Origin of the sequence: Bradyrhizobium sp. 153, from assembly GCF_023073835.1 — a bacterium.
GTDB lineage: Bacteria > Pseudomonadota > Alphaproteobacteria > Rhizobiales > Xanthobacteraceae > Bradyrhizobium.
Genome location: NZ_JADPKH010000101.1, coordinates 1 through 24,921 on the forward strand (window position 1 = coordinate 1; position 24,921 = coordinate 24,921).

28 protein-coding genes are annotated in these 24,921 nt (G+C 64.4%); 11 read left to right on the forward strand and 17 right to left on the reverse strand.

From position 1 onward, the window contains the following. Positions 1–391: 391 nt before the first annotated feature. The 5 genes from IVA91_RS25820 to IVA91_RS25840 form a co-directional block, all read right to left on the reverse strand. The gene (locus IVA91_RS25820) at positions 392–1,189 is read right to left on the reverse strand and encodes an AAA family ATPase (protein WP_247276042.1); all 798 of its coding nucleotides are present in this window, start codon (positions 1,187–1,189) and stop codon (positions 392–394) included. 102 nt (positions 1,190–1,291) lie between these two features. After that, positions 1,292–2,152, reverse strand: coding sequence for a DUF296 domain-containing protein (locus tag IVA91_RS25825; RefSeq protein WP_247276041.1), 861 nt, complete (start codon positions 2,150–2,152; stop codon positions 1,292–1,294). A 9-nt stretch (positions 2,153–2,161) separates the two neighbouring features. Next, positions 2,162–3,769, reverse strand: coding sequence for an acyl-CoA synthetase (locus IVA91_RS25830; protein ID WP_247276040.1), 1,608 nt, complete (start codon positions 3,767–3,769; stop codon positions 2,162–2,164). A gap of 105 nt (positions 3,770–3,874) precedes the next feature. Beyond that, a complete protein-coding gene (locus IVA91_RS25835) occupies positions 3,875–4,090 on the reverse strand; it encodes a hypothetical protein (RefSeq protein ID WP_247276039.1) in 216 nt (71 codons plus the stop codon). Positions 4,091–4,127: 37 nt separating this feature from the next. Beyond that, on the reverse strand, positions 4,128–4,352 hold the full coding sequence (locus IVA91_RS25840; RefSeq protein WP_247276038.1) for a hypothetical protein: 225 nt from the start codon (positions 4,350–4,352) through the stop codon (positions 4,128–4,130). 112 nt (positions 4,353–4,464) lie between these two features. Here IVA91_RS25840 and IVA91_RS25845 point away from each other — a divergent pair, with 112 nt between their 5' ends. Further along, complete coding sequence (locus tag IVA91_RS25845; RefSeq protein WP_247276037.1) at positions 4,465–4,824, forward strand: hypothetical protein; 360 nt, start codon at positions 4,465–4,467, stop codon at positions 4,822–4,824. A 109-nt stretch (positions 4,825–4,933) separates the two neighbouring features. Here IVA91_RS25845 and IVA91_RS25850 read toward each other — a convergent pair whose 3' ends face one another. Further along, complete coding sequence (locus IVA91_RS25850; protein ID WP_247276036.1) at positions 4,934–5,329, reverse strand: SPW repeat protein; 396 nt, start codon at positions 5,327–5,329, stop codon at positions 4,934–4,936. Positions 5,330–5,648: 319 nt separating this feature from the next. On the opposite strand from IVA91_RS25850, the gene IVA91_RS25855 reads away from it, so the two are divergent. Then, the gene (locus IVA91_RS25855) at positions 5,649–5,924 is read left to right on the forward strand and encodes a GNAT family N-acetyltransferase (RefSeq protein WP_247276035.1); all 276 of its coding nucleotides are present in this window, start codon (positions 5,649–5,651) and stop codon (positions 5,922–5,924) included. Between the two features lie 54 nt (positions 5,925–5,978). Here IVA91_RS25855 and IVA91_RS25860 read toward each other — a convergent pair whose 3' ends face one another. Then, entirely contained in the window at positions 5,979–6,365 is a 387-nt protein-coding gene (locus IVA91_RS25860) for a DUF3597 domain-containing protein (protein WP_247276034.1), read from the reverse strand. A 332-nt stretch (positions 6,366–6,697) separates the two neighbouring features. Between IVA91_RS25860 and IVA91_RS25865 the strand changes: the two genes are divergently transcribed. The 6 genes from IVA91_RS25865 (at position 6,698) to IVA91_RS25890 (ending at position 12,516) form a co-directional block, all read left to right on the forward strand. Further along, positions 6,698–7,606, forward strand: a complete 909-nt coding sequence (locus IVA91_RS25865; protein WP_247276033.1) for a DUF2189 domain-containing protein — start codon at positions 6,698–6,700, stop codon at positions 7,604–7,606. A 129-nt stretch (positions 7,607–7,735) separates the two neighbouring features. Next, the gene (locus IVA91_RS25870) at positions 7,736–8,560 is read left to right on the forward strand and encodes a lytic murein transglycosylase (RefSeq protein ID WP_247448807.1); all 825 of its coding nucleotides are present in this window, start codon (positions 7,736–7,738) and stop codon (positions 8,558–8,560) included. A gap of 502 nt (positions 8,561–9,062) precedes the next feature. Then, positions 9,063–9,215, forward strand: coding sequence for a DUF1127 domain-containing protein (locus IVA91_RS25875; RefSeq protein WP_007590701.1), 153 nt, complete (start codon positions 9,063–9,065; stop codon positions 9,213–9,215). 126 nt (positions 9,216–9,341) lie between these two features. Continuing rightward, positions 9,342–10,769 carry a methylenetetrahydrofolate--tRNA-(uracil(54)-C(5))-methyltransferase (FADH(2)-oxidizing) TrmFO gene (gene trmFO / locus IVA91_RS25880; protein WP_247276031.1) on the forward strand — a complete coding sequence of 476 codons (1,428 nt, stop codon included), beginning with the start codon at positions 9,342–9,344 and terminating at the stop codon, positions 10,767–10,769. A gap of 7 nt (positions 10,770–10,776) precedes the next feature. Beyond that, positions 10,777–11,871: a serine/threonine protein kinase gene (locus tag IVA91_RS25885; RefSeq protein ID WP_247459436.1), complete on the forward strand. Its 1,095-nt coding sequence runs from the start codon at positions 10,777–10,779 to the stop codon at positions 11,869–11,871. Between the two features lie 93 nt (positions 11,872–11,964). After that, on the forward strand, positions 11,965–12,516 hold the full coding sequence (locus IVA91_RS25890) for a CAP domain-containing protein (RefSeq protein WP_247276045.1): 552 nt from the start codon (positions 11,965–11,967) through the stop codon (positions 12,514–12,516). Between the two features lie 14 nt (positions 12,517–12,530). On the opposite strand, the gene IVA91_RS25895 is transcribed toward IVA91_RS25890, so the two are convergent. Then, a complete protein-coding gene (locus tag IVA91_RS25895; RefSeq protein WP_247459438.1) occupies positions 12,531–13,004 on the reverse strand; it encodes a VOC family protein in 474 nt (157 codons plus the stop codon). Between the two features lie 156 nt (positions 13,005–13,160). Between IVA91_RS25895 and IVA91_RS25900 the strand changes: the two genes are divergently transcribed. Further along, positions 13,161–14,339, forward strand: a complete 1,179-nt coding sequence (locus tag IVA91_RS25900) for an aminotransferase class V-fold PLP-dependent enzyme (RefSeq protein WP_247276028.1) — start codon at positions 13,161–13,163, stop codon at positions 14,337–14,339. Positions 14,340–14,352: 13 nt separating this feature from the next. Here the strand turns inward: IVA91_RS25900 and IVA91_RS25905 are convergent, their stop codons facing one another. From IVA91_RS25905 to yajC, 6 genes are all read right to left on the reverse strand, one after another. Then, positions 14,353–15,597, reverse strand: a complete 1,245-nt coding sequence (locus tag IVA91_RS25905; RefSeq protein ID WP_247276027.1) for a threonine ammonia-lyase — start codon at positions 15,595–15,597, stop codon at positions 14,353–14,355. Positions 15,598–15,642: 45 nt separating this feature from the next. Then, positions 15,643–16,506, reverse strand: a complete 864-nt coding sequence (locus IVA91_RS25910; RefSeq protein WP_247276026.1) for a phytoene/squalene synthase family protein — start codon at positions 16,504–16,506, stop codon at positions 15,643–15,645. After that, positions 16,503–16,886, reverse strand: coding sequence for an MTH938/NDUFAF3 family protein (locus IVA91_RS25915; RefSeq protein ID WP_148777937.1), 384 nt, complete (start codon positions 16,884–16,886; stop codon positions 16,503–16,505). The genes IVA91_RS25910 and IVA91_RS25915 overlap by 4 nt, the downstream gene beginning before the upstream one ends. Before the next feature lie 60 nt (positions 16,887–16,946). Next, complete coding sequence (gene secF, locus IVA91_RS25920; RefSeq protein ID WP_247276025.1) at positions 16,947–17,966, reverse strand: protein translocase subunit SecF; 1,020 nt, start codon at positions 17,964–17,966, stop codon at positions 16,947–16,949. A gap of 10 nt (positions 17,967–17,976) precedes the next feature. Next, entirely contained in the window at positions 17,977–19,581 is a 1,605-nt protein-coding gene (gene secD / locus IVA91_RS25925) for a protein translocase subunit SecD (RefSeq protein WP_247276024.1), read from the reverse strand. A 61-nt stretch (positions 19,582–19,642) separates the two neighbouring features. Further along, a complete protein-coding gene (gene yajC / locus IVA91_RS25930; RefSeq protein ID WP_247276023.1) occupies positions 19,643–20,011 on the reverse strand; it encodes a preprotein translocase subunit YajC in 369 nt (122 codons plus the stop codon). A gap of 181 nt (positions 20,012–20,192) precedes the next feature. On the opposite strand from yajC, the gene IVA91_RS25935 reads away from it, so the two are divergent. After that, a complete protein-coding gene (locus IVA91_RS25935) occupies positions 20,193–21,197 on the forward strand; it encodes an ATP-binding protein (protein ID WP_247276022.1) in 1,005 nt (334 codons plus the stop codon). A 144-nt stretch (positions 21,198–21,341) separates the two neighbouring features. On the opposite strand, the gene IVA91_RS25940 is transcribed toward IVA91_RS25935, so the two are convergent. Further along, complete coding sequence (locus IVA91_RS25940; RefSeq protein ID WP_247276021.1) at positions 21,342–22,718, reverse strand: peptidoglycan DD-metalloendopeptidase family protein; 1,377 nt, start codon at positions 22,716–22,718, stop codon at positions 21,342–21,344. 109 nt (positions 22,719–22,827) lie between these two features. After that, complete coding sequence (locus IVA91_RS25945) at positions 22,828–23,478, reverse strand: protein-L-isoaspartate(D-aspartate) O-methyltransferase (protein ID WP_247276020.1); 651 nt, start codon at positions 23,476–23,478, stop codon at positions 22,828–22,830. Between the two features lie 223 nt (positions 23,479–23,701). On the opposite strand from IVA91_RS25945, the gene IVA91_RS25950 reads away from it, so the two are divergent. Next, positions 23,702–24,073: a response regulator gene (locus tag IVA91_RS25950; RefSeq protein WP_008547195.1), complete on the forward strand. Its 372-nt coding sequence runs from the start codon at positions 23,702–23,704 to the stop codon at positions 24,071–24,073. A 3-nt stretch (positions 24,074–24,076) separates the two neighbouring features. Here the strand turns inward: IVA91_RS25950 and surE are convergent, their stop codons facing one another. Next, a complete protein-coding gene (gene surE, locus IVA91_RS25955; protein ID WP_247276019.1) occupies positions 24,077–24,844 on the reverse strand; it encodes a 5'/3'-nucleotidase SurE in 768 nt (255 codons plus the stop codon). Between the last annotated feature and the right edge of the window lie 77 nt (positions 24,845–24,921).

The window sequence follows — 24,921 nt, forward strand, 5'->3', positions numbered from 1 at the left end:
ATTTCCCAGACACAAGAGCGCGCCATAAGCCGTAAAACCATTGCGCAGGGAAGGCCGGGATGTCCAGGCTGCCCTGTATGCCGCTGTGCATCTGTTTCCAGCGCATTTGCGCACAGCGGACCGCGGGCGCCAGCCGGCGCCCGGTCTTCCCTGCGCCCTCGGCCTTTTTGAGGGTGATGATCCAAACAGGGGCTCGGGCAGATGTGCCGCGAGAAGGTGAACCTGTGCTTGCAACCAAAAGGCCAATGTGGATGCAGGCTGCTCCCATACCGCGCACTTCGTCATTGCGAGCGAAGCGAAGCAATCCAAACTGTCACCCTGGAAAGACTCTGGATTGCTTCGCTTCGCTCGCAATGACGACCGGGAGAGTGAGTGTGACGATTGCCCTCAATCATTCCGCCAGCGTGGCCTCCACGAAGCCGCGCGGGTCGGCGCAAAATTCACGCATCACCCGGTAATGATCGGTCTGCTCCACCGTAACCGGCTCCAGGCCGTATTTACCCAGCCGCAGCAGCTGCGCATTCGGATAGGCCATCAGCAAGGGTGCGTGGGTCGCCATGATCACCTGACAATTGCCAGAGAGGTCCATGCGATGCAGGAGCTTGAGGAAGTCCATCTGCCGCGCCGGCGACAGCGCCGATTCCGGCTCGTCGAAGATGTAGATGCCCTGCTTCTGGCAGCGCTCCTCGAAGAAGACCAAAAAGCCCTCGCCATGGGAAAAGGAGAGATAGTCCGGCGCCTCCTGAACGCTTGCACCAAACACGCCCTCCATGGCTTGCGCGGCGCTCACGGCCGAGCGGTCCATGTAGCGCGCGATCGAAAAGAACGTCTCGGCACGGAAGAACCAGCCGTCGGTCACCTTCGGGACCCACGCGGCCCGCAAAGCAGACGACAGCACTTCGCCAGTGATTTCGATGCCGCCGCCGTCTATCTCCTGAAAACCCTTGCGGCCGCCAGTGCTGGCAAAGCCGGCCAACCCCGCGATGCCCTCAAGAATGGTCGATTTTCCGGCGCCGTTCTCGCCGACGATGATCGTGACCGCGGACTCGAAGCTGTGATCGAACTCATCCCTGAAGGCGGGAAGGCAGAACGGATAAGCCTCCCAGTCCTCGACCCGCGAGCGATCGAGCCAGACACGCCTGAGATAGGGCGCACGCAGTGTGGTCTGTCGACGTCGTGTCCGGCTCATGCTCCCGCTCCCGTCCCCGCCGAAATCTTCAAGGAACATATCAGGAACACAAGCCGCATGGAAGTGGCATCTGCGGAAAGTCGCAAGCTACGGTCGTGCCTTTTAGCCCATGGGCTCCAGCACCAGCTCCATGGTCATCAGCACGGGATTGTCGCCGCGGACCAAGCGGCCCTCGGCGAGGCCGCCCGTGTAATCGATCAGGGCGACATCGAGGGCGGCTTCGAGCGCGCCGGACGAACCGGCCTCGATCGCGCCGCACGTTACCGCCAGCTCAGTGGCAAACGGCTCGGTAACGCCGCCATAGGTGAAGCGCGCGCCGATGGTCGAGCCGACGCCACCGTGAATTTTCGCACGCACAATGCCGTGCGCGCGACAGAATGCTTCGAGGCAGCCGGCAAAATCCTGGTTAGGCCGCAGCCGCAGGGCGAAGGCGCGGCTCTTGGCCTGCGCACCGGTGCTCTCAGCCGCAACCGGCCCGAACAGCTTGAAATTCGTTTCTGGATCGGACTCGGCCGTGAACATCGCACCATCGAGACCGAAGGCTTCGACGGCGAACGGTTCGGCGACAACAGTCTCGTCGGGCAACATGTGGCCGCCGCTGGCGCGGCCATCGGCCTCCGTCCACAGCCCGTGGCAATGAAAGAACGGCGCACCCTCCCGCACACCCAGCGTCATGCTGCCGAGCTTCGTGCGCGTCACGCCCTTGGGCCGAAACGCATCGCTGTAGAACGCTGCATTGTCGCCAGTCTTCGACAGTGCCGGCATCACATAGCCGAACGGCCCAAGCGCGCCAGCACCAAAATTGAGCACGCCGCCGGCAAAACCCTCCGCGGCAAAACCACGGCGCGCGGCTTCCAGCAGCGGCAGACCGGCTTGAAGCGTGAAGGCAAAGGCGCGTCCCCTCGCCTCCACCCATTGGATGCGTTCTGCGTGAGGTGCGCCCGGCTGCTTGATGCTGCGCATGACGCCCGCTCAGCTGGCCTTCGTCTTGTCGAGATCGAGCAGGCCTCGCGCCTCGAGCTCGTCGCGTACCATGCGTTTTGGAATCTTGCCGTAGCCGGATTTCGGCAGCGCCTCCCAGAAGAAGAACCGCTTCGGCATCTTGTAGCGCGGCACCATCGGCGAGAGAAATGCCGCCATCTCCGCTTCGCTCACCGGCTTCTCGCCTTCGCGCGCGACGCAGACGGCAATGCCGACCTCTCCCCAGGTCGGATCGGGCACGCCGAGCACGGCGACCTCGCCGACGGCCGGATGCGTCAAAATCTTCTCCTCGATCTCGCGTGGATAGATGTTGGAGCCGCCGGAGATGTACATGTCGGAGGCCCGTCCCGTGATGTAGACAAAACCCTCCTCGTCCATGTGACCGAGATCGCCGGTGCGGAACCAGCCGTTGCGGAACGCTTTCGCATTGGCTTCGGGGTTGTCGTGGTAGCCGGCGAACACCGCGGGGCCGATCACACAGATCTCGCCGCTCTGGTTGGCTCCCAGCTCGCGGCCCTCATCGTCCTGGATCGAGACCTGCATGCCGGTGCGCTCGAAGCCACAGGTACCGATCTTCGCATGCGGGCCGTCCTCGGAATCGTGCAACGCGGCCGGCAGCACGGTAATGTTGCCGGTGACCTCGCCAAGGCCAAAATACTGCACGATCACCTTGCCGAGCTTCTTCAGCGCCGCTTTCTGGTCCTCGCGATACATCGGCGCGCCGGCATAGATCACGTGACGAAGCGAGGAATGGTCGTATTTGTCGGCCGCGGGGTGCTCGACCATCATCTTCAAGATGGTCGGCACCGTGAACAGATTGCTGACGCGCTGCGCCTCGATGAGGCGAAACGCCTCGTTGATGTCGAATTTCTCAGTCGGCAGCAGCACGGTACGCGCGCCGCGTGCGGTCTGCATCAACTGATGCACGCCGGCGCCGTGCGACAATGGCGCCACCACCAGCGAGGCATCCTCCTCCGTCACACCGGGTGTCAGATCGGCCAGATGGTTGGTGACGACAAAGCCCATCTGGCCATGGGTCAGCACCGCCGCCTTGGAGCGCCCGGTGGTGCCGGAGGTGAAGAAGAACCAGCAGGGATCGTCATGCTCGACTGCGACATTGTCCACGGCAGCGCCCGTATGCGAGGCGATGGCGTCAGCCACCGAGCGCTCGCCGAATGCGGCCTTGCCGTCGATGCTCCAGGTGAATTCCAGTGCGCCGCCCTTCACCGCCGCTGCGTGCTCGGGAAAATCGGCATGGCACAAGAACGCCTTCGCCCCGGAGGCCTGGGCGAGATAGCTGACCTCATCCGGCATCAGGCGGAAATTGGTGGGGACCCAGACTGCACCGAGCCGGAACGCGGCGAACATCGAAAAGAACATCTCGTCGGCATTCTTGGAATGGACGAGGATGCGGTCGCCCTTCGTAATACCGCGCGCGGCGAGCGCCGCCGCCAGCGCCGAGACCTGCGCATCGATCTCGCGCCAGGTCCAGGACTTGTCACCCCAGACAAAGCCAGGTCGCGATCCATGCCGCCGCGCATTCTGGGTCAGCATGTAAGCGAGATTCATGACTCGGCGGGACATGCGCAGGGGCTGCATCGGGCTTCCTCTTCGAGTGCGGACAGCAGGTTATCTGCCCGCTCATTGCAGCCCATTTATCGCGATCGAACGCGCCCCCGCAAGGCCGCCTGCCGCGCGCCTGCCCTACGGCTCCCTGAACGCAAACGGCCTTGTCGTGATGGCTCTCTCCTTGACGCAGGTCTGCGCACCAAAGCCGCCGCAATAGCTGCCAAGCAGATCGAAACGGATGACACGCGAAGCGCCGGGCTTGATCGATTTCGGCTTGATCTCGTAGCTGTGGGCGCGGCCGTCGAAGACGAGACGCACGTCCCCACCCGGCAACGCCGCCAGGATGTTCATCGTGCAGTCGCCGGTTCCGCAATAGACGGTCTCGCGCTCACCGCATTTGGTGCCCGCTGAAATCGACGATGTAGTGGTCTCGCCCGTCACCGGTCAGGTCGATCCTGCGCACCGTATCAGGCGCGAAGGTTACGGCGCCGCCGTCCTGGCGGTCGCAGTCCGCATTGGCATAGCGCAGCGCCTTCTGCACGCCCGGCGGATAATCGGACGGATTGAAACGGCTTTGCATCGTCGGCGCGCGCGGCGGCGGCGAACTCAGCAAGCAGGAGGATCAAACGCATGCGCGTTGTCGCCGGCGCAGCCGCAGCCGTTCAGGGAATTTTAAACATGATCAGCGCAACCTCGCTCAGGTCTCGCGTAAAGAGTATCGCATTATGGTCAAAGCGCCCGCCTTCCTCCTGCTCACGCTGGCGCTTGCCGGATGTGCCGCGGCCCCGCAAGTGCGTCTGGCCTCAGATCCCGCCTTCAAGCCCGCGCGCTATGCCTGGGATGGCGCCGGCGAGGATCCCAACCGGCCGCACGCAGCGTCCGGACCGACGCGCACCGCAGTCCGATCCCAGCACGAGCGATCGCACGCCGGACTTCAGCCCTATTCGAAGGAATGGTGGCAGGCGCAGGAGGGCAGCGACGCCGAGCAGGACGCCAGGGTCAACCGCTCCCTGGTCATCTGCCGAGGTTGCCTCCGCTCGCAGCCGCAGCCCGAAGATTCCAGGCTCGCCAAAGCCACGGATTGAACCAAACCGCCCTCATGGGTCGAGAGGCGCTCGGACTAGTCAGATATCGTCACGAGCTGAGGGCAGAGGCCCGCCGTCCGTAACCGGCGGGCCTGACGATATCTACGGGCTATTGTCCGTGCTTGAGCATGTCCTGATCATTCAGATCCCAGTCCTGCCACAGCTGGAGTATGCCGAGCAGCACCACCACCGCACCCAGGCTCGTGTGATAGATGCGGAGAAAGCCTTCACCGGAATAGCCGATGACGTAAGGCGAGGCGATGAGCCACAGTCCGACCAGGATCGTCATCACCTCTTGCCAGCGCTGCAAGGCGACATATTCGAGCTGGCTGAGGCCAAACACGACCAGACCGATTGCGACCGTATTCAGGATCATCGTCTGGTGTCCGGCGATCGCTTGATCCTGGATCGGAAACCACGGCGAAGCCACGATCACCGCGCCGAGCAGCATCCCGCACCAGTCTTCCCATGTTCGATGAGTATTGAAGAAACCAAAGTCCGACATCGTACCCTCCTACAACGAGGCATACGTCTGCGGCTGGCAATCACGACACTCCGAATGTCTGGCGACCCTGCCGGCCGCATTCGGGCGTATGTCCTCCAAAGGACGTGGGAACCGCCGCGGACCTTGCAAGAGCAATATCGAGGATTATTTGCGGCCGCTGTATCATGCTCGCAGAGCGAGACGTCGATGCTGCAATGCGGCCGCAGGGACGCGCGTTTGCAGATATCTCCCCTGCCGCAATCTCCCTTGGTCTCACCTTGGCAAGGGCGGGGTCAGCCTCCTAAATCGGGACGCAATCTGCACTATGGAAAGGTCCCACATGGCGGCTTCGGTACGCGACAACAAGGACAAGAACCGCTTCGAGCTCGATGTCGGCGGCGACATCGCCTTCGCCAATTACCGGCTGACGCCGTCGGCCGTGATCATCACCCATACCGAAACGCCGCGCGCCCTCCGTGGCCGCGGTATTGGGTCCGAGCTGGTCAAGGGCGCGCTTGACTTGATCCGCCGCGACGGCAGGAAGGTGATCGCTGGCTGCGGCTTCGTGGTCGACTATCTCGACAGGCACCCGGAAGATGCGGATCTCCTCGCCTGAACCTAAAAGGGCCCGCGAGATCGCGAGCCCCGTGCGGTACGACCGAGCGATCGGTCAGTGCTTGATCTCCGGCGGCAGCTTGCCGCCATTGGCGGCGAGCTTGGACATCACCTGCTTGTGCAGCCAGACGTTCATGCTCGCGGAGTCGTTCATGTCGCCGGTGTAGCCCAGCTCCTTGGCGAGATCCTTGCGCGCAGCGAGGCTGGAATCGATATCGAGCGCCTTCATCAGGTCGACGATGGAGGTGCGCCATTCCAGCTTCTCGCCCTTGTGCGCAGCCACCGCCTTGTCGACGATCGCGGCGACGTCGACGGCCGCCATGGGCGTGGCAGCCGGCGCCGATGTGCCCGGCGCGGCCCCTGCGGGCGCGCTGCCGGCGGGCGCGGCAGCAGCCGGATGGCTGCCGAAGATCGCGCTCATGATTTTCCCGAAAATGCTCATGTCTGCTCCCCGTAAAGGATCCGTTGGACGGCTTTGAGTGGCACTTATAAACGATGTTCCTGCGTTGCGCCCGCGAAGTTGTGCGAACCAGCACGCAGCATCAGCTTATCTGCGGCGAAATGACGGCCGAATGACATCGGCGAGGTTTGCACTGCGTCATCGAATTTCACCCACGCGTGAGGGACAGGACTCGCAATTGGGAGTACGCTTACCGTTCAGCTCGCGATGCCATCCGGAATTCGCGTCTGGTCGGAATCGCGATCGTTCAAGCAAGCGGCCGCGCGCGCCGTTGCCGGCGCGAGATCGGCCGTATGGCAAGGGAGCTAGCGACCATGGCCACACTCTACCAGGGCAATGTCCCCGGCACGGCCCGGACCGCGGAAGCGGCTGGACCGATGATCCGAACCATCCAATTGTCCGACCTGCACGACGCGCTGAAGCGCGGCTGGGAGGATTTCAAGGCCATTCCGAGCCACGCCATCATCCTCTGCGTGATCTATCCGGTGCTCGGCCTCGTGCTCGCCCGTGTGGTGATGGGCTACTCGGTGCTGCCGCTGCTGTTTCCCCTGGCCGCGGGTTTCGCATTGATCGGCCCCTTCGCGGCGCTCGGTCTCTACGAGCTCTCCAGCCGGCGCGAACGCCATGAGGAGGCCACCGCCTGGGATGCCATGGAGGTGCTGCGCTCGCCGTCGTTCGGTGCGATGCTCGGCCTCGGCACGTTGCTGCTCGCTCTGTTCGTGACCTGGGTCGCGACCGCGCAGGCGATCTACGTTGCGGCATTCGGCTATGAGGGCGTGACCGGTATCTCGGATTTCCTGACGCGCGTTCTGACGACGCGGCAGGGCTGGTGGCTGATCGTGGTCGGCTACGGCACTGGCTTCCTGTTCGCGCTCGCCGCGCTCTGCATCAGTGCCGTGTCGTTCCCCTTGATGCTCGACCGCCATGCCGGAGCATTCGAGGCAATGAGCACCTCGCTGCGCGTCGTTGCGAAGAACCCGGTGCCGATGGCAGCCTGGGGCTTAATCGTATCGGTGTTGCTGGCGCTCGGAACGATCCCGGCGTTCCTCGGCCTCGCCGTGGTGATCCCGGTGCTCGGCCATGCCACCTGGCACCTCTACCGCAAGGTGATCGTGTCCGATCCAGGCGCTCGTCCCGTGCCGCCTCCACCGCATCGTCCGCGCAAGCCCGCCGCCGATTTCCCCGCCAACCTCTTCCCCTGGCGGAATAGGACGGACGCCTGACGATATCGTGACGTGCGATCCTGCCCGGCTCGGGCAGGATTGCGCGCCGTCACACGCCTTGCTTTGGCCGCGGTTGCAACCGAGATTATGCGCGCCGGTCGGATCACTTCACGGAATCCATTTCATCTGATGACCACGACGATTTCTCGTCTCGCTCTCGCAGCCCTCGCCCTCTCCGCGTCTATCCTGTCAGCCCAGCCAGTGCTCGCCGCTGTTGCCTGCGGCTCCGGCAATTTCGACGCCTGGCTTGCGGACTTCAAAACCGATGCTGCGGCGAAGGGCATCTCGCAACAGGCCATTGCATCGGGACTCGCGGGCGTGACGCTCGATCAGGGCGTCCTCAATCGCGACCGTTCGCAAAAAATCTTCAGCCAGACCTTTGAGGAGTTTTCAGGCCGCATGGTGCCGCCCCGCATGCAGCGCGGCTCCAATATGATGAAGCAATACGGCTCGGTGCTGTCGCGCATCGAGCAGGCCTACGGCGTCCCAGGCGAGGTGCTAGTCGCGATCTGGGGCCTCGAGACCGATTTCGGCGTCAACACCGGCAAGTTCGCCACCATCCGCTCGCTGGCGACGCTGGCCTATGATTGCCGGCGCTCCGAGCAGTTTCGCGCCGAGCTGATGGATGCTCTGCGCATCGTCGAGCGCGGCGACCTCCCTCCCGCCGACATGAAGGGCGCCTGGGCCGGTGAGCTCGGCCAGACCCAGTTCATGCCGTCGTCCTGGATGAAGTACGCCGTTGATTTCGACGGGAACGGCAAGCGCGACCTCTTGCACAACGTGCCTGACGTGCTCGCCTCCACCGCCAATTATCTCGCCGGCTATGGCTGGCAGCGCGGCAAGGATTGGCAGCCGGGCAGTCCGAACTTCGCGGTGCTCCAGCAGTGGAACAAGAGCGAGGTCTATTCCAAGACCGTGGCTTATTTCGCCACCCAGCTCGCGCGCGCTCCGTAAGCCCCGCGATGGAGCGCGGAGGGCCAATCGCTCGGCGACCGGCCTTCTCTGGGATGCGCCCCTGGCGGCGTGCATCACCTTTTTCGGATGCACCCCAGCCGGTCCAGTCCTCTCCGCACGCGACGAATCGTAGCGCAACTGGCTAATGTGAATATTTATTCATTCTTATATCCCCCAAAAGCATGCGAATAGCGCATACTGAACTTGGGTGTAGACGCTGGAAACCTCCTAACAGATCGCTGGGTGAAACATATTTCCGCAATGCATTAAACTGCGCATTTCACACTAACCCCTGCGATGACGGACATTACCGGACCGGAATCCGCCTCATGATCATGATTTGAGCGGGAGCGCCCTCAGGTTAATCGTCGGTTACCATTGCTATGCATTCATCGCTTAGCTGCATCGCAACATAGGAACTTTCGCACTGCACTACTCTCACCTATATTCATTTCAACGACGAGGCCCGGCAAGGGCTGAATCGAACTACAGGAGACTACCAATGCTGCTCTCGCTCATCCGCATGATCCAGGCATTCCGGGACTACCAGCGCAATGTTGCCGAGCTGTCCCAGCTCAGCGATCGCGAACTGGCCGACATCGGCCTCGACCGCTCGGACATCCCGCGCGTTGCCGCCGGCCAGTATCAGGGCTGATATCGTTCAGCCGTTCGCCGGACGAACCGATAGCGCCCGCTTCGTGCGGGCGTTATCGTTTCTGATGGCAGAAAACTCGATCTCGGCGATTCCACTGGCCGCCGAAAAGCGCTACCTGTCCGCCCCATGACAGGATCCCGATCGAACATCGTGCACGTGATCGGCGCCGGCCTTGCCGGTTCCGAAGCCGCCTGGCAAGTGGCCAAATCCGGCGTGCCCGTGGTGCTGCACGAAATGCGGCCGACCCGCATGACCGAGGCGCACCGCACCGACGGGCTCGCCGAGCTTGTCTGCTCCAATTCGTTCCGCTCGGACGATGCGGCCAATAACGCAGTTGGCCTGCTGCATGCGGAGATGCGCCGGCTCGACTCGCTGATCATGCGCGCGGCCGATGCCAACCAGGTGCCCGCGGGCGGCGCCTTGGCCGTGGACCGCGACGGCTTCTCGGCGGCGGTCACGGCGGCGCTGAACGACCATCCCCTCATTGAGATCGCCCGCGGCGAGGTCGCAGGCCTGCCGCCAGCCGACTGGAGCAACGTCATCGTTGCGACCGGTCCCCTCACCTCCGCGCCGCTGGCCGATGCCATCCGCGAGCTGACCGACGAGAATGCGCTCGCCTTCTTCGACGCTATCGCGCCGATCGTGCACCGCGAATCCATCGACATGTCAGTGGCCTGGTTCCAGTCGCGCTACGACAAGGTCGGTCCTGGCGGCAACGGCGCCGATTACATCAACTGCCCGATGACCAAAGAGCAGTATGACGGCTTCGTCGCGGCGCTGATCGCCGGCGAGAAGACCGAGTTCAAGGAGTGGGAGACCAACACGCCCTATTTCGACGGCTGCTTGCCGATCGAGGTCATGGCGGAGCGCGGTCCCGAGACGCTGCGCCACGGCCCGATGAAGCCGGTCGGCCTTACCAATCCGAACGATCCGACCACGAAGCCTTACGCGATCGTGCAGCTGCGCCAGGACAACAAGCTCGGCACGCTCTACAACATCGTCGGCTTCCAGACGAAGCTGAAATATGGCGAGCAGCAGCGCATCTTCCGCACCATACCGGGACTGGAGAAGGCTGAATTCGCCCGTCTCGGCGGCCTGCATCGCAACACCTTCCTCAATTCGCCAAAGCTGCTCGACGGCCAGTTGCGCCTGCGCGCGCAGCCGCGGCTGCGCTTTGCCGGTCAGATGACGGGCTGCGAGGGCTATGTGGAATCCGCCAGCGTCGGCCTGATCGCCGGCCTCTATGCGGCCGCCGACGCGCGCGGCGAGACGCTGGCGAGCCCGCCCAGCACGACGGCGCTGGGATCGCTGCTTGGCCACATCACCGGCGGCCATATCGAAACCATCGAGCCCGGCACGCGCTCGTTCCAGCCGATGAACATCAATTTCGGCCTGTTCCCGCCGCTCGCGACCGTGCCGACCAAAAAGCCAGACGGCACGCGGCTGCGCGGCAACGAGAAGACGGTGGCCAAGAAGCAGACGCTGAGCGCCCGCGCGCTCGCCGATCTCGATCGCTGGATCACCGATCACCTGCGCATTGCCGCCGCCGCGTGAGTTTTCGATGAGCCTCCCCCAAGACGACGCCGCGGAGCTGTCGGCTCGCTGGACCGAGGGCGTGCTGCTCAAGCGCGACGTGTTCTCGACCGTCGAGCGCGGCCGCTTCCGCAGCGAGAACGGCGATGTCGACGCGGTGCTGCGCCGTCTCGACGAGGTGCCGTGGTGGTCGTTCCTCTTGGCACGCCACCTGTTCGCGCGCGAGAAGCATGCGCTCGCGCTCGCCAAAGGCCTCAACGTCGGTCCGGAGCTGCTATGGGCCGGACGCCGCGCGCTGGTGCGCGGCTTCGTTGATGGCGTCGCGCTGCATCTGGCCAAGCCGCATGGCGACCTCGCCTATTTCCGCTCGGCCAAGGCCGCGCTGCGGCGGCTTCGCCGCGCCGGCATCTGCCACAACGATCTCGCCAAGGAGCAGAACTGGCTGGTCGGTCGCGACGGCCGCGCCTATGTCACCGACTTCCAGCTCGCCGCCTGCTTTGCGCGGCGCGGCCGGCTCTACCGCATCCTGGCCTATGAAGATCTCCGGCACCTGCTCAAACACAAGCGCTCCTACGCGCCCGAGGCCCTGACGCCGCGCGAGCGAAAGATCCTTGCGAAGAAGTCATTCGCCGCGAGCCTGTGGCTCGCCACCGGCAAGAAGGTCTATCGCGCCATCACACGCGGCCTATTCAACTTCACCGACCGCGAGGGTGGTGGCCGCCGCCTCGTCAACGACGCGCCGGTGCTGTCGGAGCTGATCTGCAAGAACCCGGCCGTGCGCGACACAGCTATCGTCGCCTTCGCCGACCGCCGCTCCGGCGTCGGGCTCTATGCCTTCGTCGAAGCCGACCAGGCCGCGCTCGAAGGCGAGCTCCGCAACGAGATTGCGGCCGCCAAGGGGCCCAAGCCGCCGGAACACATCCAGGTCGTACACGCCCTGCCCCGCGACAGCAGCGGCAGGCCGCGCACCGAGATCCTGCAACTGGTCGCCATGAACCAGCTCGACCTGATCGAGCCGATGATGAAGAACGACCAGGACCGTGCCTTCTTCAAGGACATCCTGGAGCAGCGTAAGAACCTGCGCGACCGCTTCAATTTCGAGGCGGACCTGCCAACGAGCTAAGGTCCCGCGCGCCTTGAAGCGTCCACATTGGCAAGAGAGAAGCGGTCGGGCAAAGGCAGACTTGGTGGGGTCATGGGTGCTTGGCGGACGATGATGCATCGTGTGGTTGGCGGGGTGATCGCCGGCCTTCTGCTGCTCACAGGAGCGCCCGCAATGGCGGAATCCCCGGCCGAGCTGATCTCGAGCTTCCGCCTCAAGCATGGAGAGGTCCGCGTCCTGCGCGACGCCACGCTCGATCGTATCGCCATGGACCAGGCCCGCGCGATGGCGGCCAAGGACGACCTCAACCATGACGCACTCGGCCCGTTCAACCGCCGCGTCGCTCCGGCCGGTGCGGGCCGCGCCGCCGAGAACATCGCCTACGGCTACGACAATTTCGAGAAAACCCTGGGACAGTGGATCGACTCCTCCGGGCACCGCAAGAACCTGCTGCTGCATAACGCCTCGCGCGTCGGCGTCGCGAGCGCCAAGAACGCCAGCGGCAAGCGCACCTATTGGGCGATGGTGATCGCCGGCGATTACGAGCCGAAGGGCAAAAGAAAGAAGGACAAGGAGCCGCTGGTTGCCGTGAAGCGCGAGGCCGCGCCCGCAGGCAAGCCCAAATCCAGCGGTTGCCACATCAAGCTGCTCAGCCTCTGTATCTGAGGCCAGGGCAACTTTCAGCCGCGGCGCGCTGCCTCGACGGCGGCGACGTCGATCTTCGTCATCCCCATCATCGCGTCGAAGGTGCGCTTGGCCTCAGGGCCGCCGGCCGCCAGCGCTTCGATCAATACACGCGGCGTGATCTGCCAGGAAACGCCCCATCTGTCCTTGCACCAGCCACACGCACTCTCCTGCCCGCCATTGCCGACGATGGCGTTCCAGTAGCGATCTGTCTCCTCCTGATCGTCAGTGGCGATCTGGAACGAGAAGGCTTCGTTGTGCTTGAACACGGGACCGCCATTGAGGCCGAGACAAGCAACGCCAGCCACGGTGAATTCGACGGTCAAAACATCGCCCGCCTTGCCGGACGGGTAATCGCTGGGCGCGCGGTGAACGGCAGTCACGGCGCTGTCCGGAAAGGTCTTGGCATAAAAGCTTGCAGCAGCCTCGGCGTCCTTGTCGTACCAGAGGCAGATCGTGTTGTTCGCCATCGCGCTTCCTTTCAGTTTCCCCAACGCCATCACGCTCTCTCAGCATAGGCATCTGGATCGGCCTGCTCCAGCCGCACCTTCGCTTTGCCCGTCTTGCGCGCGTGCGTCATTGTGTCTTAGCTTCAGGACCCCAAATTAGCAGGCTCTCGCTCTCACTTGATCGATATCGACCAGATACGTTCCGACACGCCGGCCGCCTCCCGGCTCGCGTATCTCCACAACGCCGGCGCGGCACTTATGCCGGCGGCCGTCGTCGCGGCGATGAAGCAGCACATCGATCTGGAGAGCGATATCGGCGGCTATGCCGCCGCCGATCAGGAAGCGCGCCGCCTTGAAGCGGTCTACGGCTCGGCGGCGCGGCTGCTCAATGCCGCACCAGATGAGATCGCCCTCGTGGAGAACGCAACCGTTGCCTGGCAGATGGCGTTCTATGCTCTTCAGTTTCGCAAGGGCGATCGCATCCTGACCGCAGAGGCGGAATATGCCGCCAATTATGTTGCGTTCCTTCAAGTCGCCAAACGTACAGGCGCGGTCATCGAAGTCGTGCCAAGCGATGCCAGCGGCGAGCTTGATGTTCAGGCGCTCGAACGCATGCTCGACGAGCGCGTGAAGCTGATCGCCATCACCTGGGCTCCAACAAATGGCGGGCTGGTCAATCCTGCGGCGGCCGTCGGCAGGACCGCGCGGGCACACGGCATTCCCTATCTGCTCGACGCCTGCCAGGCGATCGGTCAGATGGAGGTCGATGTCGAAGCCATCGGCTGTGATATGCTGTCGGCCACGGGGCGCAAATTCCTGCGCGGCCCGCGCGGCACCGGCTTTCTCTATGTCCGCAGAGCGATGCTGCAAGGGCTCGAGCCGCCGATGATCGACCATTTCGCCGCGCCCTGGGTCTCGCGCGATGAATATCGACTCCGCGATGATGCGCGCCGTTTCGAAACCTGGGAAAACAACTACGCGGCCCGGCTCGGCCTGGGAGCTGCCGTCGATTATGCCCTCGCGATCGGCCTTGGTCCGATCGAACAGCGCTGCCGCCTGCTTGCAGACCGTCTTCGCAGCGGCCTCGCCTGCATTCGCGGCATCAAGATACGCGACCTCGGCCGCACGCCGGGCGCCATCGTCAGCTTCACGATGGATGGACATGAAGCGGATGCCATCGTCAGCAGCGCCGCTGCGGCCGGGATCACGATCGGCGCCTCGGATCCGTCGAGCACCCGCATCGACGCAGAAATCCGCGCGCTGCCGCCGGTCGTGCGCGCTTCTCCGCACTATTACAACACGGAAGCCGAGATCGACGGACTGATCGGGCACCTCGCGGGTTTAGCACCGCGATAGCCGGGCGCGCCGCTCAGGTGCAGCGCGCGCTCAACCCGGACGCGCTGAGCCTTGCCATCACCTCGTCGAGATGGGCGCTGTCGCGGGTCTCGATGACCAGTTGTAGCAGCGTCGCCTTGGCCGGCAGGTCTGAGAACGTCCGCTGATGCGAGACCTCGATGATGTTGGCACCGGCTTCAGCGAGTAGCGCGGCCACCGCGGCCAATTGCCCGGGCCGGTCAGGAATATCGAGTGAAAGCTGGGTCAGTCGCCCCTCGCGCGCCAGTTCACGGGTCAGGACCGAGGCGATCAGCCTCGTATCGATGTTGCCGCCGCTCAGCACCAGGCCCACTTTCTGGCCGGCGAAGCGGGATGGATCGGACATCAGCGCGGCAAGGCCGGCGGCACCGGCACCCTCGACCACCGTCTTCTCGATTGAGATCAGGGTCGCCACAGCGCGCTCGAGCTCCGCTTCGTTCACGAGGGCAATGTCGTCGACGAGGCGGCGGACGATCTCGGTGGTGATCGTGCCGGGCGATTTGACCGCGATGCCTTCGGCGAGCGTGTCGCCGCGCGCCGGCAGATTCCCATCATGGATGGCGTTGTACATCGAAGGATAGAGCCAGGCTTCGACGCCCAGGATTCGTAGCGACGGTTTGATGGACTTGGAGGCAATGGCGATGCCGCTGATCAGCCCGCCGCCGCCGATCGGGACGACCATCGTATCGAGTTCCGGCACTGCCTTCATCATCTCCAGCCCGACGGTGCCTTGCCCGGCGATCACCAGCGGATCGTCATAGGGATGGACGAAGATCATGCCGCGCGCCTCACCGTGGCTCCGCGCGAACGCGGCCGCCTCCTCCAGGGTCGCGCCGGTGACCACCACCTCCGCGCCGTGATGCTTCGTGTTTTCGATCTTCACCATGGGCGTGCCGATCGGCATGACGATGGTGGCGGGAATGTTGAGCCTTCTCGCGTGATAGGCGACGCCCTGTGCGTGATTACCCGCCGACATCGCGATGACGCCGCGCGCACGCTCCTCCGGCCTCAGCGCGGCGAGCCGGTTGAGGGCGCCGCGCTCCTTGAACGAGGAGGTGAATTGAAGGTTCTCGAATTTGAGCCAGATGTCGCAGCCGCAGATGTTGCTCAGCGTCCGGCTGTAGCTACAGGGCGTTTCGACGAGGGCACCCCGAATGGTCTCGGCGGCCGCATGGATGTCGCTTGGTGCAACCGGAAAGTCGCCGAGATCGGAGGTCAAGCTTTGGGACAAGTCAGCCATAGGACAGCATAGAGCATTTGGCCGCCTCAGGCGATAAGCCCGCTCCTATTTGGTAAACTCCCTGGAGCGCGAAGCCCGCCACAGCGTCCACAGCGTGCGCAGCCGCGAGGCCGGCTGCGGCGCGAACGGATTGCGCCCAGGTAGGGACAGGCGCTTGAGATCGGCGCGGACCTGGCTCAGCAGCAGAAACGCAGGCCGCACGGACGGCGGTACCTGCGGCAGCAGCGACGAGGCCGTGGTCAGATGCTGCCGCGCCTCGCCTGCGAGTTGGTCCAGCACGGCGCGCAGACCCGGCGTCGCCTTGCCGGCGAACACATCCTCCACGTTGCAGTTGTGGCTCGCCAGCACCTGCTGTGGCAGGAACAATCGCCGGTGCGCGGCATCACGCGGCAGGTTGGCAATGACCTGGACGATACCCTGGGTCAGCCCGGCATGACGGGCGAGATGCTCGACCGACTCCGACGGCGGCGCCATGATCCGGGCTGCGAGAGCAAACAGCGCCGATGAGGTCGCCGCCAGATAGCCCTCCAGTGCCGCCATGGTCGGCATCGGATCGTTGTAGAGATCGAACTGGTGCTCGTCGGCGAGCAGCGACAGCGGCTCGACCGGCAGGTCGTAATCGCGGATCGCGCGGAGCAACTCCGCCGCCACCGGATTGCCCTCGGCGCTGCCATGGACATGACCTGACAGCATGTCGGTCCACCATTGCAGGCGAATCTCGCCGGGCAAGGGCTGGCTCACCTGGTCGCGAACCCGCACGATCTCGGCATTGAACGCATAGAGCGCCAGCAGCGCGCGGCGCTCTGCGGCGGGTACGAACAGCGTCGCAACATAACGCGGAAAGTCGTGGCTACGCACGAGATCGGCGCAGAAGGCAACCGAGTCGGGTGGCGGCGCGGTGCTGCTCATGGCACTGCGATCAGCGCGGCCGCGACGCGGCGCCGCTCGCCGATCATGATGTTGTAGGTGCGCACGGCGGGACCGGTCTGCATCGTATCCAGCACCACCCTCACCGCCTTCAAGGCCTGGCGCAGTTCCGGCGGCGGCAGCCAAACCCCCGTTCCGGTGCCAACCAGAAGCGTGTCGATGCTGTTGGCGGCCGCGAACACGCGATCCAAGGAGTAGCGGTCGATCCTGGTGGGATCCGTCACGTCCCAGGCCCAGATCGCGTCCGGCAGGCACAGCAGCGATCCCCGATGTGACATGCCGGCGAAGGCGAAGCCGCCCTTGCCATAGGCCTCAATCGGCGCCGAGCGCGGGAAGTGGGGTGCGTTGGGGTCGCCGGCCATGAGCTCCGCCCGAATTGGCTTACTACCCCCGCAAACGCGTGCGAGCGTGTGCGGTTCGGATCATGCCTTATTTTTCTTCGCCGGCGTTGCCGTATCGGGTGCATCCTCGCGATGCTCGCCGACGCCGAGATAGATCAGAATCGGGGCCGCGATGAAGATCGAGGTGTAGGTGCCGACCAGCACCACACCGAACATCATCACGGCGGTAAAGCTGTGGATGGCATGACCGCCGAACAGCAATAGCGCGAGCAGTGCCAGCGTCACCGTCACGTGGGTGATGATCGAGCGCGACAGCGTCGAGTTGATGGACTCGTTGAGCAGCTGGGGCATCGGCATCTTCTTGTAGCGCCGCAGCATTTCGCGGATGCGGTCGTAGATGACGACGGTGTCGTTGAGCGAATAGCCGAGAATGGTCAGCAGCGCGGCGATACTGGTCAGATCGAAATCGACCTGGCTGATCGACATGAAGCCGATCGTGAGCACGATGTCGTGCACGTTGGCGATCATCGCGCCCAGCGCGAACTGCCATTCGAATCGGAACCAGAGATAGATCAGGATCGCGATGATCGCGAGCATCAGGCCGAGCATGCCGTAGGCCAAGAGCTCACCGGACACGCGCGGGCCGACCACCTCGACCCGGCGGTATTCGACGGAGTCGCCAAGCGCAGTGCGGACCTTCTGCACGGCCTCTTGCTGGGCAGCGTCGCCGCCGGGCTGCTCCGCAACGCGGATCAGAACATCCGCGGGACCACCGAATTGCTGCAGCTGGACTTCGCCGAGACGCAGGCCGTCGAGCGTCGTGCGCATCGCCGCGATGTCGGCGGTACCGGACTTGGCCTGCACCTCGAGCAAGGTGCCGCCGCGGAAGTCGATGCCGAAATTCAGGCCGTGGGTGAAGAACAGCGTGATCGCAACGATCGACAGCGCCGCCGAGATCGGGAAGCTGATGCGGCGGAAGCGCGTGAAGTCGAAATGCGTATCGTCCGGGACGATGCGCAGCGACGGCAAGAGGCCGAGGGCCGCGACCACGGTGAGAATGGCAATGAGGACGCCGAGCCCGATGAGAACGGTGTGAGTCACGATCAGGCTCCTAGATCGGCACGCTCTGCGGCCGCTTCCACCGCACCCACCAGGCGACGATCAGCCGGGTCAGGGTGAAGGCGGTGAACACCGTGGTGATGATGCCGATGCCGAGCGTCACGGCAAAGCCGCGCACCGGGCCGGTGCCGATGTAGAACAGCACGGCGGCAGCAATGAAGGTAGTGATATTGGAATCGAGGATGGTCGCCAGCGCCCGCTTGAAGCCGGCGTCGATCGCCGAGATTGCGTTGCGGCCGGCGCGCAGCTCCTCGCGGATGCGCTCGTAGATCAGCACGTTGGAGTCGACGGCGATGCCGACGGTAAGCACGATGCCGGCGATGCCGGGCAGCGTGAGCGTGGCGTTGAGCAGCGACAGCAGGCCGAAGATCATCGCGACGTTGATCGCCACCGCGACGTTCGCGAACACGCCGAACAGCCGGTAGGTCACAAGCATGAACACGATGACGAGGATCGAGCCGACATAGGCCGCAAGCTCACCTTTCTCGATCGAGTCCTGGCCGAGACCCGGACCGACGGTGCGTTCCTCGACCACCGTAAGCGGCGCCGGCAGCGCACCGGCGCGCAAGAGGATCGCGAGATCGTTGGCCGATTGCACGGTGAAATTGCCGGAGATCTGGCCCTGGCCGCCGGTGATCGGCTCGCGGATGACGGGCGCCGAGATCACCTTGTTGTCGAGCACGATCGCGAACGGCAGTCCCACATTCTCTTGGGTCGCCTGAGAGAATTTGCGCGCGCCCGACGTATTGAACTTGAAGCTGACGACCGGCTCACCCGTGCGCTGGTCGAAGCTTGCCTGGGCGTCGGTCAGGTCGCCGCCGGCGACCAGCACCTGCTTCTTGACCACATAAGGTGTCGGCGGCGGGGACGCGCTCATCAACAGTTCGGATTCCGGCGGCAACCTGCCCTGCTGCGCCTGATCCGGCGGCACGGAGGTGTCAACCATGCGGAATTCCATTTTCGCCGTCTTGCCCAGCAATTCCTTCAGGCGCGTTGGGTCCTGGAGGCCGGGGACCTGCACCAGGATGCGGTCGTTGCCCTGGCGCTGGATCACGGGCTCGACGGTGCCGAGCTCGTTGACGCGGCGTTCGACGATCTGGATCGACTGCTCGATGGTCTTGCGCATGCGATCGAGCATCGCGGCCTGCGGGATGCTCAGGCGGATCACGCCGCCACCGGCATCGGTGACCTCAAGGTCGCGCTGGCCGCTCGATCCCATGAGGCCGCCCAGCGGCTGTGACAACTCCCGCAGCTTGGCGAGTGCGGCCTGCGCATCGGATTCCTTGGTGATACGAACCTCGACGGCGTCGTTGCGCACGGTAACGCCGCCGGTGAAGCCGATCTTGGCATCGCGCAGCGTCCGGCGAACGTCATCGCGGACCTGATCGAGCCTCTCTTTCTTGACATAGGCGGAGTCGACCTCGAGCAGCAGATAGGAGCCGCCCTGGAGGTCGAGGCCGAGCACGAGCCGGCGCTGGGCCCAGGCGGGCCAGGTCTTGACCTGCGCCTCAGGAAAAAAGTTGGGGACCGCGCAGAGGCACACGATCAGCGCCGTCAGGACAATCCCCAGCGCCCTCCACCGCGTGAAATACAACATCGACTAGACCTGTCAGATCAGGAGACTTGCAGGAGACCTATTAAAGACTCGCGGGAAGCACTCACTTCGCCGAACTGTCGTCCTTGACGCTTTCCTTGGCGGATTCTTTGGCCGGCTCGCCCTTGGCGCGCACGCCTGAGATCATCTGGCGCATCTGCCGCACGCGCACGCCGTCGGAGATTTCGAACTCGATCTGGTCGTCGTCGACGACCTTGGTGACCTTGCCGACGAGGCCGCCCGAGGTCACCACCGTGTCGCCGCGGCGGATATTCTTCACGAGATCTGCGTGGTCGCGGACCTTCTTCTGCTGCGGACGCAGAATCAGGAAGTACATGATCACGAAGATCAGGGCGAACGGCAGCAGCGACATCAACATGCTGTTGGTGTCGCCGGCGCCCGCAGCCTGGGCATACGCAGGGGTAATCAGCATTCGGACGATCCTCGTGAGAACGGGAGAAAGCCGGTCATGCCCACAAAGGCGACCGGTTCGGTCAAATTCGCGCGGACTATAGCGGCCATTGCCCCAATTGCAACGCTGCCAGACCGCCCTTTTGGCCACCTTGCGGCGCGTCCTCAGGCCCGATAAGGCTGCGTTCTCAGGAACTTCGGACATGCCCAAAAACCTCAGCAAAAGCCCGGCCGGCAAAGGCCCCCGCACCCCTGCCCGAGTGCCCGCCCGCGTCGCGGCAAAACGCCTCAAGGGGACGACCAAGAGCGCCGTCAAGGCCCCCGTCAAGGCCGTTGCGGACCTCCCCCAGGACCGCATCGTTCGCGCGCTCGAGACCATCGCGGCGCACCTTGCCGCCCAGGGCAAGCCAATGGTCGTGCCTGAGTCGTTCGAACGAGCCGACGCCTATGTCTGGCATCCCGACGGCCGCCTTGCGGCCGTGCCGCGGGTCAGCCGCGTTGAGCTGTTCCTGCTGAAGGGCGTCGACCGGATGCGCGACATCTTGATGGAGAACACCGAGCGCTTCGCCAATGGCCTGCCCGCCAACAACGCCCTGCTCTGGGGTGCGCGCGGCATGGGCAAGTCATCGCTGGTGAAGGCGGCGCATGCCAGCATCAACGCGGAGCGCAAACCGGCCGACAAGCTGAAGCTGATCGAGATCCATCGCGAGGACATCGAAAGCCTGCCCGCGCTGATGGAGTGCTTGCGCGCCTCCTCCTTTCGCTTCATCGTGTTCTGTGACGATCTCTCCTTCGATGGCAATGATGCGTCCTACAAGTCGCTCAAGGCCGTGCTCGAAGGCGGCATCGAAGGCCGGCCGGAGAACGTCATCCTTTACGCGACCTCCAACCGCCGCCATCTGCTGGCGCGCGAGATGATCGAGAACGAGCGTTCGACCGCGATCAATCCCGGCGAAGCGGTCGAGGAGAAGGTCTCGCTGTCGGATCGCTTCGGCCTCTGGCTGGGTTTCCACCGTTGCAGCCAGGACGAGTATCTCGCCATGGTGCGCGGCTATTGCAGCCATTTCGGCATCAAGGTCGACGACGAGGCGCTGGAGCGCGAAGCGCTCGAATGGTCGACCACGCGCGGCTCGCGCTCAGGCCGCGTCGCCTGGCAGTTCGTGCAGGAGCTGGCGGGCCGGCTCGGCGTGAAGCTGACCGTGAATTAGCGGACAGCATCGCACCGCCCACAACCGTCATCGCCCGCGAAGGCGGGCGATCCAGTATTCCAGAGACGTTTGTGATCGACCGAGAGGCCGCGGCGTATTGAGTCGTCAGGCGACGCCCCCCTTGTTGCGGCGGCTATTTAGGCCTCACGCCCCGTTCAGGAATTGAAGCGGATCAACCGGGCTCGATCCCTTGCGGATCTCGAAGTGGAGCTGCGGCGAGGCCACCTCCCCGGATTGACCCGACTTGGCAATGACCTGACCGCGCTTGATGGTATCGCCGCGCTTCACCAGCAGCTCACTCGCATGGGCATATGCGGTGACGTAGCCGTTGGAGTGCCGAACCAGGACGAGATTGCCGTAACCTTTCAGCTCATTGCCGGAATAGGCGACGACGCCGTCTTCAGCCGCCTTCACCGGCGTCCCCTCGGGCACCGCAAGGTTGATGCCGTCATTGGACTTGCCATTGGTCTTGGCACCATAGCTCGTGACCACCTTGCCGCGCACCGGCCAGCGGAAGGTCGGCAGCGCGCCGGTGGCGTCCGCAGCCTTCGCCGGCGTCTCGGCGGCCTTCTCTTCGACATTGGCCGTGGCTTGGGCGAGGCGCGCGCTCTGCGCCGGCGCGGCGGCAGCTATCTTGGTGGCAGGCACCGGAGCGGCCGCGACGGGCTGGAGCGTTCCTGCAACCGGCGCGGCCGCGACTGGAGCCGCAGCAGCCGGCACGGCGACGGCGGCGGTCTTGGCACCGGGCACGGTCAGCTTGGTGCCGAGCTTGAGCTTGGCCGAAGGGTCGAGACCATTGGCGCGCGCCAGCTCGGCCGCGGAGATGTGGTTCTTGCGGGCGATGCTGGCGAGCGTGTCGCCGCGGTTGACGAAGTGCGTGCTCGGGGGCGCAGCGACAACGGCAACCGCCTTCGCCGCAGGCGCCGCCGCGACGGGAGCCGGCGCGGGCGCAGCGGCCGTGGCTGCATGCGGAATGATCAGCTGCTGGCCGGGCGAGAGCGTGCGCGGTCCCTTGTAGCCGTTGGCGGCGAGGATCGCCTGCGGGGTGACATGATAGCGCTTGGCGAGGACGTCGAGCGTGTCGCTGGTGCCGACGATGATCTTGGTGCCGCCAGCCGGTTGGGCCGCTGCAACCGAGCGCGGCGGCACGGTCGCCGTTGTCTCGAGATGCGGCTGCGCCGGCGGCGCATAGGAGCTGACGCCCCGTCCGCCACCGGACACTCCGCCGCCAGAGGCGACGGGATAGGATTGCGGCGCGGACACCGCCGGCGGCGGCAGGGGCTGGGACTGATAGGAACCAGGCTGCGTCTGTGGCCGCGCATATTGCGGCAACTCACGTTGCGGCGGTGGCGCCTGCTGCACCGAACCGGTGGATTCCGAGGCGAAAGGATTGGAGAAATTCGACTGGGACAGCCGCGACGACATATCGGCGCTGCACCCCGCAAAACTGATGGAGATCAGCGCCAGCACCGCGACCTGCGGCACGCGGCGCGAGTAAAGCAACTCGGCGACAGCGGACATGGTTACTCACTCGTACGCAACAGAACTGGTGTTTTAAGTAAACACGCGCCGAGTAAATAACGGCTTAACCCTCCCAATAAGATGTTGGCGGCGCAGCCAATCCGGAGTTCTACAGCTCCCGTGCCACGCCAGGCAGCGCCGGCACGAAGCGGACCTCGACGAGTTCCTTGCGCTCGATCCCCGCCTCGGTCCGGCTGAGGCGAGTCAGCGTCTGCACGCCCTGATGCGGTCCGACCGGTGCGATCAGGATGCCCCCGACATCCAGCCGCTCGATCAGGTTCTCTGGAATTTGCTCCATCGCGGCGGTGACGATGATGCGGTCGAACGGGCCGATATTGGCCGGCAAATTGAGGCCGTCGCCCAGCAACACCTCGACATTGTGGCAGCCGAGCTCTTCGAGCCTCGCGCGTGCAGTCTCCGCGAGCTTGCGGTAGCGCTCGACCGTGAGTACCTGTCCTGCGAGCCGCGACAGCACGGCGGCCTGATAACCGGAGCCGGTGCCGATCTCGAGCACGCGGTGCCGCTTCTGGAGCTGGAGTTGCTCGGTCATGTAGGCGACGACGAAGGGCTGGCTGATGGTCTGCCCACAGGCGATCGGCAGCGCACTGTCGCGATAGGCACCCTCGCGGTCGGCATCGTCGACGAACAGTTCGCGCGGCACCTCCTCCATGGTCCGCAGCACGGCCTGATTGCTGATGCCCCGGCGCCTCAGCGTGAGCTGAAACATCATCTTTTCCGGCGGAGGTTGATGGGTGGTCATCGTTGCAAGTGCTGTCTTGTCAGGCCAGTTAGGGCCAACCCGGGCGCGAGAATCTTGTTCCTTGATGGGGAACTCATGATACCATTCGGCTGGATATTTGATCACGGATCGGCGTGCAACAACCAGTCGTGATCGCCATTTTCAGGCGTCCGTTCGTCAAAACGCGCATTGCGTCGATTCATGTTATCTGCGAACGTTTTTGGGAATGGGCAAGGACTCAATCATGACCGCGACGGGGCTTTCCGGCCGCTCTGTATTCCTCGTCGAGGACGAGGTGATGATCAGGATGATGGTTGCGGACATGCTCGAAGAGCTCGGTTACAAGGTCGCAGCCGAGGCCGGCGATATCACCGAGGCCATGCGGCTCGCCCAGGCGACCGAGTTCGACATCGCCATTCTCGACGTCAACGTCAACGGCAAAGTCATTTCGCCGGTCGCCGATGTCATCAAGGCAAAGGGCTGCCCCTTCATCTTCGCCACCGGCTACGGCTCCTCCGGCCTGCCCGAACAGTACCGCGATCGGCCGGCGCTCCAGAAGCCGTTCCAGCTCGACGCGCTTGGCAAGACCATCGAAGCCGCGCTTCGCGGCGGATAGGCGCTACTTCAGCGTCGCGCTCAATTCTTCTGAAAACGCTTCGTTGGTGCGATCGAGCCTGAGCGGCGTGACCGAGACGTAGCGCTCGCGAAGTGCTGCGAGATCGGTGCCGTCTGCGGGCGTGTCCATCATCGCCGTGCGCTCGAAGCCGATCCAGAAATAGGGATTGCCGCGGCCGTCCCTGCGCTCGTCGATCCTGAGGAAGCCGAGATTGCGCTTGCCCTGGCGCGTGACGCGGATGCCGAGCACATCCTCCGGCGCACACGACGGGAAGTTGACGTTGATCACCGTGTCCTTCGGGATGCCTGCGGCGATCACCTTGCGCAGGATGTCGGGCCCGAACTTGCGGGCGGTGTCCCACGGCGGCCGCTCGCGGGTTTCGACGCTGAATTCCTGCGACAGCGCGAATGAAGGCAGCCCCAGGATGGTGCCTTCCAGCGCGCCGGCGATGGTGCCGGAATAGACCACGTCCTCGGCGACGTTGCGTCCCTTGTTGACGCCGGACAGCACGACGTCCGGCAATTTTGGCCCGAGGATGTGGCGCGCGCCCATGATGACGCAGTCGGTCGGCGTACCGCGCACGGCGAAGTGCCGCGGCCCGACCTCGCGCAGGCGCAACGGGTCGTTCAGCGACAGCGAATGCGACACGCCGGACTGGTCGAGCTCCGGTGCCACCACCCAGACGTCGTCCGACAAGGCGCGCGCGATCTCCTCCACGACCTTGAGCCCGGGGGCGTGGATGCCATCGTCATTGGTGCAGAGAATACGCATGCGAAAGGTCGATTCCAGAAAGCGGGTCTGAGCCGTCTTATCCGGCTATGCCCAATCAGGCAAACCGGCCGATTGGG